This window comes from Thiohalocapsa halophila (genome assembly GCF_016583825.1).
In the GTDB taxonomy this organism is placed as follows: domain Bacteria; phylum Pseudomonadota; class Gammaproteobacteria; order Chromatiales; family Chromatiaceae; genus Thiohalocapsa; species Thiohalocapsa halophila.
Window position 1 is genome coordinate 1 of record NZ_NRRV01000220.1, and the last position, 960, is coordinate 960.

General features: G+C 62.0%; 2 protein-coding genes. One reads left to right on the forward strand and one right to left on the reverse strand.

Going from position 1 to position 960, the window contains the following annotated elements; translation table 11 throughout:
• Positions 1-209: hypothetical protein (locus CKO31_RS26585; protein ID WP_207148130.1), on the reverse strand; the 209-nt coding region annotated here is incomplete at its 3' end.
• A gap of 133 nt (positions 210-342) precedes the next feature.
• Here CKO31_RS26585 and CKO31_RS26110 point away from each other — a divergent pair.
• Positions 343-858, forward strand: coding sequence for a hypothetical protein (locus CKO31_RS26110; protein WP_200243840.1), 516 nt, complete (start codon positions 343-345; stop codon positions 856-858).
• The last annotated feature ends 102 nt before the right edge of the window (positions 859-960 follow it).

The following is a 960-nucleotide window of genomic DNA, read 5'->3' on the forward strand; positions in this document are numbered from 1 at the left end:
GGGTTATCCCTCAATATTCTTGCTGCCTCCAAGCGAGATAAATACATGTCTTTTGAGTGGTATTCTTCGTACAGCTTGATCGCAAGCTTACGTCGTTCGATTTTCTGATCCGCTCGACTCTTTGCTTGAAAGGCGGTTATCCCGCTAATAAGCGCACCAGTCAACACACTCGCAAACGGAAGGACTCCTGTAAAGAAAATGTGAGGCATCGGTTGGGCGCCCTTAGTAACATGACGATTTGATATAGAAGGGTACCGTAACCTGCACTGACCTAGCAACGACCGGTCTTTCACTTCCGCGCCGACCGGATTCCCGCCCATGCCCAGATGCATTTCCTGGCTCGTGGTGCGCTTTGCCTGGATCGGCCGGCCGGTCGAGGTCCGCGCTGTCGCCGGGCGCGCGCAGAGCCTGGCCGACCATCGGGTGATCGCGGTCCATTCCCGCCATACCCCGGAGCGTATCCTGATCGACCCGGCGCACCACGACGGCCCGTCCATGGACACCGTGACTTCGCCGCCACCGCTCGGCCGCATGGGGCGCAAGCTCGAAACGATCGCTGCGAGTCGCCCCGAGCAGCGTGCACTGGATCTGTGCGCCGCCCCGGGCGGAGATGCCCCGATTACTAGCAAAGCGACCACCGAAACCGTCGACCTGGACGCGACCCGCCAGCCCCTCGGCCTCCTGGGCCTGGTGCATGCCGCCGAGCAGCTCGACACCCTGATCAGCGCGACAGTAAAGCACGACACCACACCCCATCGCCTGGTCGATCAACTGCTCGATGCCGAGCTCGACCGGCGCGAGGAGCATCGCCTGCAGACCTCGCTGCGCCTGCCCGCCCGCTCACCGGCCAGAACCTGAGCAACTTCGACTTCGGCTTCCAGCCGTCGGTCGAACACGCGACGACCGTGACTCTGGCCACCTGTCAGTGGATCCACGAGAACCGTACGGTACTGATCCGGG